The following is an 8857-nucleotide window of genomic DNA, read 5'->3' on the forward strand; positions in this document are numbered from 1 at the left end:
GACTTGCCGAAGTTTCATTATATAGGAAGCCAAAAAATAGTTAAAGCTTGGTGCGCCCGTTGGTCGGTTTCGGCGAGCTCTCGCCCTCGTCGTTCATCGAGGGCTGCTTAGACGGATCTGCGTTTGGATCCTCAGACTCTCGAGCGGTTTCCCCCTCGCCTGGGGAAGCCGATTGACTATCCTGAGGGCTCGCGGACTGGCTTTCTCCGGACTCTCCCTGATCGGGGGTAGAGCTTTTTTGGTCGGCTGACGATTCAGACTCGCCCTGGCTCGGATCGTTGGAGCTTTGGCTCTGATTTTGAGTCGGGACAGGAGGCTGTGGTTGCTCCGGGGGCGTGTTCTGGAAAAGCAGCACCGCTATGAGTAGCCCAAGACCTGCTAGAACTATCGTCATTAGCCAGGCGGCGAGGATGGGCAAGACACCCGCACGATCGTGACGTCCTGGCCAAGGAAGCGGCCAAACTCGCCACCGGCCCGTTGACGCGTCCTTCTCCCAAGGAAGTAAATAGTCGGGTCCGGCATCTTGACTGACGGGGATCGAAAGGTCGATAGTTCGAAGCAGGCGGTTAGCCTCGGCGATCGACCGTTCGCTTCCGTCGTATGCCAATGCGACCCAGGGCGCCACCTCTTCGCCGGACAAGTAGGGGTCGTCGTATTCGTGGTCATATTTATCGCTGAGTCGGCCTCGGTTCTGACCTTCGCCGCCCATCGCTATGACGGTCTGCTTGTGCATCTTGTTGATTTCGCCGCTTAAGCGATCTCGAACGGCGGCGTCGCCGGCTGCTCCTGCGTTTAAGCGAAGCAACAACACTTCTGAACCGAAGCTGGAGTGCCCAAAATAAACAACCGCTCCTCGGCTTGCAGTCATTCTTGCGTCCAACCAGAAGCTGCCGATTTTCGGAGGGTCGCTAGCAAGCAGCGGATACGCTTGTGGCCCGCTGCCGGGTAGAGAGCTTGGCTGATGCATCGTTAGCAATCCTAGCCCCACCGTCTAAGTTCTTCGACTACTCACAGGTTGGGTTAGTACCCTTGTAATCAAGTCCAAGCAATCTAGGAGAATTGTGACCATCACTGACGTGCAGGACACCAAAGCGGCTTCAGCACTGTTGAAGGAAGCCATCGCCGCCATCCAGCAAGTAATCGTCGGGCAAGACCATATGGTTCAGCAGCTGATGGTTGGCTTGCTAGCTAAAGGCCACATCCTTCTAGAAGGCGTTCCCGGAACCGCGAAGACTCTCGCGGTGCGCACTTTCTCCAAGGTTGTTGGCGGCGACTTCGCGCGCGTTCAATTCACCCCCGACCTGGTGCCCAGCGATATAGTCGGCACCCGCGTTTACTCGGCCTCCAAAGAGACCTTTGACGTTGAGCTCGGGCCTGTTTTTGTGAACTTCGTTCTAGCAGACGAAATCAACCGCGCACCTGCAAAGGTGCAGTCCGCGATGCTCGAGCTGATGGCAGAAAAGCAGGTGACCATCGCCGGCAAGACGTATCCGCTGCCGGATCCATTCACCGTGATTGCCACCCAAAACCCCGTCGAATCCGAGGGCGTCTATCCTCTTCCTGAGGCTCAGCGAGACCGCTTCCTGCTTAAGGTCGACGTGCCCTATCCCAAGGGCGACGAAGAGTTGGAGATCCTGCAGCGGATGGCTGTTAAGCCCCCGCAGGCAACCCAGCTTCTAGACCCAAAGATAACTCTCGCTCTTCAGGAAAAGGCGGCGAGCATCTCCGTGCATCAGCTGGTCAACGAGTACATCGTCAGGTTAGTGCTGGCGACTAGGAACCCCGCCGACTTCGGGCTGGAAGACCTGAAACCGATCATTCAGATCGGCAACTCTTCTCGTGCAACGTTAGGCCTTTCGGCCGCTGCCAGGGCGCTGGCGCTGATTAAGGGTCGCGACTACGTGTTACCAAGCGATGTTCAGGAGATCGCCCCAGACGTCATGGCGCACAGACTCACCCTAAGCTTCGATGCGATAGCCGACGACGTGTCCGCGCTGGACGTCGTCGACAAAATTATTAAAACTGTGCCGGCACCTACACCAGTGTGGAAGGGTGACAAGAAAAATTCCGCTGGAATAGCTGCCCGCGCAGCAAACACTCCGCCGGTCCCTAACGCCCAGACGCCTGCACCTGCGGTTCCCAACGTTGTGCAGAATCCCCAACTGCAAAAGACGCCACCTGCGCAGCAAAGCTCACAGAGAATCATTCGTCGCCGCCCTGTCAATCCAAATAGCGGCAACCTGAACTTCCCTCCGCCCAATCCGGGTAGCAGAAGGTAGAAACGGATGCCTCCGATTGACTTCGAGCCTCCCAAGTTCCAAAAGCAGCTCGCCTCCGCCAGCGTAATCAGCGAGCCCAGCGGGCCGACCATCGGCGTTCACGATCTTGCCCCCGAGGCGGCATTAAACCGACTCGAACTAAAGATCGTCCGCAGGCTGGAAGGATTTTTGCAAGGCGACCACTTGGGGCTGATCCCAGGAACAGGTTCAGACCTGAACGACGCCCGTCCATACGTTCCGGGTCAAGACGACGTCAGAAAGATGGATTGGGCAGTCACGGCTCGAACCATGGTGCCTCACGTGCGAGACACAATTGCTGACCGCGAGCTAGAAATTTACGCGCTGCTGGATTCGACTCCCTCGATGAACTGGGGAACTGCATCCGTCACAAAACGGGACCTCGGCATCGCCGCCATCGCCACCCTCGGTTTCGTCAGTCAGAAGATGGGCGACAGGTTCGGTGGGCTGGTGTTGCATTCGGACGAGGTTCGCCGTTACCCGGCAAGATCAGGCAGACAGGCGCTATACGGGTTGCTCAGAAAACTTTTGGAAGACCCGATCGAAAAAGACGATCCGTCACCAAATCTAAGTCTCGTCGATGGCATCGAGGCCCTAGTCCGCACTCAGAGACGCAGGGGAATGAGAATAGTGGTCTCCGATTTCCTCACCGCCGGAGACGAAGACGTAGATCCGAATTCACCGCCAGCTTGGGAGAGGCCCCTGAGGCGTCTCGCAGTGCGTAACCAGGTGCTTTGCATCGAGGTGATCGACCCCGCAGAAATCAATTTTCCAGACGCTGGGGAGCAGTTGATACGAGATCCGGAGACTAATTTCTCCAGGTTTGTAAACACCTCCGAGGCGAGGGCGCGTAGGGCCATTGACTATGCAAACGCCGCCCAAAGACGCAGGACCGCAGCGGCGATGAGACGAGCCAGCGTCGGTCACTTGGTACTTCGCACCGATTCAGATTGGGTAGCTGATATCGCAAGATTCGTGCTCACCTACCGGCGCACAGCGGGAGTAATTCACCAGCCTCCTAAGGGGGTGGCGAAGTGAACGAGGAAACCATTCGTTTTCTGTTCTGGGATTTCCTCGCACCTGAACGACTCTGGGCGCTCATCCTGGTTTTACTGCTAGTAGTTGCATACATTGCGCTACTTGGGCTGCGAAGGAACCGAGGCATCCGGTATACGCAAACCGCGATAGTCGGGGCTGTTCTACCCAGACAAAGCCAGTGGCGCCGCCACCTGATAGTGCTAACAGCTCTGCTGGCTTTGGCTGCCGTCATTTTCGCTTGGGCTCGGCCCGCGGGCAAGGAAAAGGTGCCCCGCGAGCGGGCCACAGTTGCTCTCGTCCTGGATTCCTCTATCTCCATGCAGGCGACGGATATCTCTCCGAATAGATTCGACGCATCAAAAAACGCGGCGATTAACTTTCTGGATGGTTTGCCTGCCAAATACAACCTTTCTGTCATCAAACTTGCTGGTCAGCCCAACACGCTCATCCCGGCGTCCAAAGACAGGGGAGCGGCCAGGCGCGCCATCGAGCTCATGGAGCCGGCAGAGGGCACGAATATTGGCAAGGCTCTTGACCAGGCGATCAGCACTATCCAGTCTGCTCCCGGCGAATCCGAAACTCATGTTCCGGGCATGATCGTTTTGCTCTCCGACGGCGGCGACGGCGGCGCGGTTCCCGGCGAATCGATGTCACCAGGCACGAAGACCGCGTTAGAAAAGGCAAAAGAACTAGAAATACCCGTCTACACCATCGCCTACGGCACTATGAATGGCTTCGTCGACGTGGACGGCGAACGCTTCAACGTCGCCCCAGACACAGAACTCATGTCTCAGATCGCCTCCCAAACTGGCGGAGAAACTATCGGGGCAAAGAGCCCAGAAAAACTCAAAGAAGCCTACGAGAAAATGAACAGCGCGATTAGCTACGAAGAGGTCAACAAAGAGATCACCGCCAGGTGGGCCTTCTACGCCTTGCTATTCGCCACCATTGCCTGCATTGGCGGCATCAGAATCGCGGCTAGGGGGTAGTAAATGGAGTTCTTGAATCCCTCCCGGCTGGGCTGGCTGGCGCTGGTGGCTGTCCTCGCGATGGCCTATTTGTTGGTCAGCGTCAAGAGCGGTCGAAAATCCAGGGAGAGCTTCGGCGGAGCAGTGCCCAGGCAATCCGGGGTTAAAAGACATCTGAGCGTGATTGCATGCCTTCTTTCCGTAGCGACCCTCGTGATCGCCTGGGCTCAGCCGCTAGGAGTGCACCAGGTGCCAAGGCAGAGAGCGACGGTTGTCGTTGCGATCGATGTGTCGCATTCGATGCGCGCCCAGGACGTGACGCCCAGCAGAATCGAATCTGCGAAGAGCTCGGCAAAAGAATTCGTCGATCTGCTGCCGCAAGAGTTCAACGTTTCTCTAGTCCTTTTTGCCGGCGACATTGAGCTTCAGACCGTGCCGACAACGGACCGGTCGAGTGTGAAAGCATCTATCGACGCGGCCCAGATGGCGCCCTCCACGGCGATCGGCGAAGGTATTTATTCCGCGTTAGATTCGCTCCGATTCGCTCCGCCCAACCCGGACGATCCGGAAGAGCCTGTGCCAGCGGCAATTGTGCTCCTATCTGACGGTTATACGAATGTTGGACGAAAGTCTGCTGACGCTGCCGCAGCCGCAAAGAGCCAGGGGGTGCCCGTATACACCATCGCTTTCGGTACACCGGGTGGCTACGTTCGTGAAAACGGTCAACGTCTGCCGGTGCCAGTCGACCATGCCGAATTAGCCACTGTGGCGAATATTTCCGGCGGCAAAAAGTACTCCGCAGAGTCCAGCAGCGATCTTAAGAGCGTCTATGAAACCTTGGCGATTTCTCTCGGCTACGACGAGGAAAAAGTGGAGATCACCGAACGCTACGCGGGCATAGCAGCAATCTTCGCGCTGTTAGCCGCGGCGGGCGTCATCTCTCTGGCTGCACGGTGGCCCTAACTGGCTAGGCTAGAAGCTATGAGCAGCGATACTATCTCTTCGAATTTGGTACAAGTTAAGGCCAGGATCCAGGCTGCCTGTGAGCGCGCCGGCAGGGATCTCTCGGAAGTCAGGCTTTTGCCTGTCAGTAAAACCCACCCGAGCGGGGTTCTTCGTGATGCCGTCGCCGCTGGGGTTCGTGAATTCGGCGAAAATCGCGTCCAGGAAATCGACACGAAACGCGCGGAAATGAGCGATCTTGACTTGCACTGGGCCCTTATCGGTCCGCTGCAGTCGAACAAGTGTCGTATCGCTGCTGAGATCGCAGACGAATTCCAGGCGCTGGAACGCCTCAAGGTTGCGAGAATGCTCAATCGTCGCCTAGACGAACTGGACAAAGACCTGGACGTGCTCATAGAGGTTAATACCTCAGGCGAAGAGTCCAAACACGGTCTGAACCCCGGAGACGTATTGGATTTTGCGCAGGCGCTGGATGAGTTCCCGAGGCTTTGCCCCCGAGGCCTAATGACGGTAGCGATTCCCGGTCCGGACATGGGCAAGGTCGCTGCTTGCTTCGAGACCCTCCGCGATCTTCAGGCGAAGCTCAAAAAGAACATTCCTGCGCATTCATGGCATGAATTGTCTATGGGCATGTCCGGCGACTTCGAACTTGCGATCGAGCATGGATCGACGTGCGTTCGTGTCGGATCCGCCATCTTCGGCGCCCGCGAGTATCCTAATCGAGCTTAAGAACTCTAACCGCAAAGCGGTATTGGGCTTCCAGCGAATCCTTTCGAGCTTGAGAGCCGCGGAAACCGTGGCTCTCGTTTTCGAAGACGATCAGCTCGACCTCGACGCCTGCATCACGAAGGGCCTCGGTCATACCCTCTGATTGTTTCAGTGGCACAATCGGATCTTCGCTGCCCTGGAGAATCAGCATCGGGCAACTTATTCTAGAGACCGAATTGATGGGGGAGCGCTGCTCGTAGCGCTGCTTCTCTTCCGGCCACTGCCCGACCAACGAGTCTAAGTATCTGGCCTCGAACTTTGGCCCGCCAACCATGGCGCTCAGGTCTGCTACGCCGTATCTGCTGATTCCGCCTGCGAACGCATCGGAATGCGCCAGTGCGGAGAAAACGGTCAATCCGCCAGCCGATGATCCGCTGATGATAGCTTTCTTGCCGTTGACGAGACCTTTGTTAACAGCCATTTCGAGTCCGGCTATGACGTCATCGCGATCGGCGATCGTCCACGATTCGCGCAGCCTATTGCGGAACTCACGACCGAAACCCGCAGAGCCAGAGTAGTTGACGTCCAGCACCGCGAAACCTCTAGACGTCCAAAACTGAACCTGTGGATCGTACTGGTCTGTGCGGAACAAGGTCGGCCCGCTGTGGGCGAGAACCAACACCGGAGGCAGCTGATCGGCGGTATGCTTCGGGTTCTGCGGGGCATAAAACCATGCCTGTGCTCGGCCTCTCGGGCCTTCGAAAATCAGCGACTTGGCCACCGAGATCTCGTCGCTGCTGTGAGAAATCTTTATCTCGTAGATAATTTCTGTTTTGCCCGACGCAGACACCTTGACGATTGCAGGCCCAAGATCGCTTCTATGCACGATTGCGTAGCCGAAGTCGCCATCCGAATCGATGGAATCCACTTCTGAAACTTGCAAAAGCTTGGTAGTTTGGCCGTTTTTAAGCAGGCCTAGCCACGCTTTGCCCTCGACTCGCAGACTGACTAACTGACCATCGCCAAGTGGGGCGTGGGCCGCATTTGTCGCAATCCATTGAGGAATATCGAAGTCGTATGGCTCGTTGTGCAGCGCTTCAACGTGCCCGCCGTCGTCTATCCGATGAAGGTTGTAGTAGCCACTTTCGTCGCTGACATAAACGAGCGAACCGTCCGATTGCCACCTGGGGTGTTGCACGCTTACTCCGTCCAGGCCGCTGCCGGGTTTGCCCGCAACCAGCTTCGGTAGCCGGCCAGTTTCGCGGAGTTTAGAGAAAAACAAGCACGAGGAATCCCAGGGCATAGCTGGCTGCTGCCACTGCGTCCAAGCAAGTAGTCGATCCGGGCCAGGAGCCGGGTTGGCGTAAAAGTCTGCGTCGCAGACAATTTGCTTTAGTCTCTTCGTCTTTAGATTTATTTCGATGATCGAAGAATTATCATCTTCATCCTCTTGCACTGCGTAGACGCAATCCATAAAAATTTTTACGCCGCCCAGCCTTATCGGTTGATCGGTTAGTTTTGTCAGCTCGTCCCCGTCTAAAAGCCATAGGGTCTCGTCGGAGACGAATACAACTCGACCTGCGTCTACGTCGTATGCTCCGCCGCCGTAGCTGTACAAGCGCGACCGAACATCAAAATCCGGGGTTAGCTCCGCAACCTCGCCGCTCGTCATGCGCTTGATCGTAGTTCTGCCATCCTGCATAGGGAGGGACTCGAGCCAATACAGCGAACCGCTATCTGCCACCACGCTGCTGATGCTGACGCTTGCGGAAAGAACATCATCAATGCTGAAGGTCGAAGACCAAGTGCCAGTCGAAGTCATATCAGTGATCCTAATCACTGGGTGTGAGAAAAAAACTTGTCATTTAACAATCTCGCCCATTATTTAAATGCTGTGTAGAGGTGAAATCTGAATTCATAGCAAGTAGCATATGGACAGGCCTTGATTCAGCTTGGTTGTTGGGGAAGACACCCGAGTTGATTGGAGAGGCCGATGAATACAAGTGGCGCGATCTTTATTCACTCCGCGCCTGCTGCGCTGTGCCCTCATATCGAGTGGGCAATCGAAGCGGTTCTCGGGCACGACGTCGAGATCGACTGGAGCAGCCAGCCCGCCGAACCGAGGATGTCGCGCGCCGAAATATCTTGGACCGCCGCGCCGGGTACGAGCGCCGGCCTGGCTAGCGCACTCAGGCACTGCAAGCAAATCAGGTTCGAGGTGACTGAAGACCCAGTTGACGGCCACGGAGAGCGCTACATGTTCACTCCTCGGCTAGGCATGTTCCACTCCTTAACCATGGAAAACGGCGACATCGCTTTGGGTGAGCAACAGCTTCGCGCGTTGCTCGACACCGCTAAAGACGGCGAATTGCGTCACGGTCTACAAGATCTTCTCGGAGAGCCCTGGGACGATGAGCTCGAACCGTTCAGGTATGCAGACGACTACACCGTGCGCTGGTTGTCAGCTGCGGTTTAAAGCTAATCGAGCCAAGGGAACTAATTGTTCTTGTGGCAAAATAAAAGTGCCGGCCAATTATGAACTGTCCCCCGATTGTTGGATGGTTTAAATAGTATCCGGTTTAGGCTGTTAGGGCATGAGTTCGGTATTGGGCCGGGCTCATGCCTTCTAGTTTTTCTTGGATGCGTGCGGTGTTGTACCAGGTGATGTATTCGTCTAATTGACGAATGAATTGGTCAATAGTTTTGAAGGTTTCTTGGTGGTAGAACTCCACTTTGAGGTGTGAGAAGAAGTTTTCTGCTATGGAGTTGTCATAGCAGTTACCTTTTCTAGACATTGATTGAATCGCGCCGAGTTTTTCTAGTTGGTGACGCCAAGAAGAGTGTTGATAGTGGAAACCTTGATCAGTGTGGACGATCAAGCCC

Annotated in this window: 9 protein-coding genes; 6 read left to right on the forward strand and 3 right to left on the reverse strand. The window is 55.9% G+C overall.

What is annotated here, in order from left to right; translation table 11 throughout:
* Positions 1 to 40 precede the first annotated feature (40 nt).
* Positions 41 to 967, reverse strand: a complete 927-nt coding sequence (locus G556_RS0105820) for a hypothetical protein (RefSeq protein WP_028822089.1) — start codon at positions 965 to 967, stop codon at positions 41 to 43.
* 94 nt (positions 968 to 1061) lie between these two features.
* Here G556_RS0105820 and G556_RS0105825 point away from each other — a divergent pair, with 94 nt between their 5' ends.
* From G556_RS0105825 to G556_RS0105845, 5 genes are read left to right on the forward strand one after another with little or no spacing between them, the layout of a single operon-like run.
* Positions 1062 to 2279: an AAA family ATPase gene (locus tag G556_RS0105825; RefSeq protein WP_028822090.1), complete on the forward strand. Its 1218-nt coding sequence runs from the start codon at positions 1062 to 1064 to the stop codon at positions 2277 to 2279.
* Positions 2280 to 2285: 6 nt separating this feature from the next.
* Positions 2286 to 3335 (forward strand): DUF58 domain-containing protein, encoded by a 1050-nt coding sequence (locus tag G556_RS0105830; RefSeq protein ID WP_028822091.1) that lies wholly within the window; start codon positions 2286 to 2288, stop codon positions 3333 to 3335.
* Positions 3332 to 4324: a VWA domain-containing protein gene (locus G556_RS0105835; protein ID WP_051176728.1), complete on the forward strand. Its 993-nt coding sequence runs from the start codon at positions 3332 to 3334 to the stop codon at positions 4322 to 4324. Before G556_RS0105830 ends, G556_RS0105835 begins: the two co-directional genes overlap by 4 nt.
* Before the next feature lie 3 nt (positions 4325 to 4327).
* Positions 4328 to 5266, forward strand: a complete 939-nt coding sequence (locus tag G556_RS0105840) for a VWA domain-containing protein (protein WP_028822093.1) — start codon at positions 4328 to 4330, stop codon at positions 5264 to 5266.
* Between the two features lie 18 nt (positions 5267 to 5284).
* Positions 5285 to 5995: a YggS family pyridoxal phosphate-dependent enzyme gene (locus G556_RS0105845; protein WP_028822094.1), complete on the forward strand. Its 711-nt coding sequence runs from the start codon at positions 5285 to 5287 to the stop codon at positions 5993 to 5995.
* Here the strand turns inward: G556_RS0105845 and G556_RS0105850 are convergent.
* Positions 5982 to 7796 carry a S9 family peptidase gene (locus tag G556_RS0105850; protein ID WP_028822095.1) on the reverse strand — a complete coding sequence of 605 codons (1815 nt, stop codon included), beginning with the start codon at positions 7794 to 7796 and terminating at the stop codon, positions 5982 to 5984. The genes G556_RS0105845 and G556_RS0105850 overlap by 14 nt on opposite strands.
* 171 nt (positions 7797 to 7967) lie before the next feature.
* On the opposite strand from G556_RS0105850, the gene G556_RS0105855 reads away from it, so the two are divergent.
* Positions 7968 to 8450: a DUF3145 domain-containing protein gene (locus G556_RS0105855; protein WP_028822096.1), complete on the forward strand. Its 483-nt coding sequence runs from the start codon at positions 7968 to 7970 to the stop codon at positions 8448 to 8450.
* A gap of 103 nt (positions 8451 to 8553) precedes the next feature.
* On the opposite strand, the gene G556_RS0105860 is transcribed toward G556_RS0105855, so the two are convergent.
* Positions 8554 to 8857: IS3 family transposase (locus G556_RS0105860; protein ID WP_028821653.1), on the reverse strand; the 304-nt coding region annotated here is incomplete at its 5' end.

Source organism: Propionimicrobium lymphophilum DSM 4903, from assembly GCF_000423485.1.
Classification (GTDB): domain Bacteria; phylum Actinomycetota; class Actinomycetes; order Propionibacteriales; family Propionibacteriaceae; genus Propionimicrobium; species Propionimicrobium lymphophilum.